Raw genomic sequence first — 573 nt, forward strand, 5'->3', positions numbered from 1 at the left:
CATTTTGGTCGCGCCACTGGGTGGCGAGGTGCACGCCGTCGACGAGCAGGCGTAGGGCCGTGCGGCCGTGCCAGAGGACTTGCCAGCCCGGCGGGCCGTCGCCCTTGCGGCCCAGATGTCCGCCGAGCGCGGCCAGGGCGCGGTATACGTCGTGGACGGTGGCGAGCGGGCGCGGGCTGTGGTGACGCAACACGCGCAACTCAGTGGCCGTGAGCCCGGACGCCTCGGCGGGGCGGTCTGGTTCGAGCCGACTTTTCTCCCGCAGATCCACCAGGGCCAACGCTACCACGCTCAGCAGGGCCACGGCCGCGAAGAGCCGCTCGGCCGTGTGCAGCTGCAGCTTTTCGGCGCCCAGCCCGGTCTTCAGGGCCTTGTGAAAGTCCTCGATCAGCCAGCGGCTGGTGTCCTGGCGCACGCACGTCAGCGCCTGGGCCAGGCTGGTGAGCGGCGCGTCGTGGAGCAAGAGCCACTCCAGGCCGGGGCCGGTAGGTCCCTGTTCCCAGACCCGCACCACCGAGCAGGGGACCGGAGCGCCTTTGCCCGTCGCCCCGCCCGGCCGCTGCGGAGCCCGCA

General features: G+C 72.4%; 1 protein-coding gene. It reads right to left on the minus strand.

Annotation, left to right across the window (positions count from 1 at the left end; all coding sequences use genetic code 11):
- Window positions 1–573 (minus strand): IS4 family transposase (locus ACYVKQ_RS23115; protein WP_460677748.1); only part of this gene is annotated, 573 nt, incomplete at both ends.

Source organism: Hymenobacter coalescens, assembly GCF_054783195.1.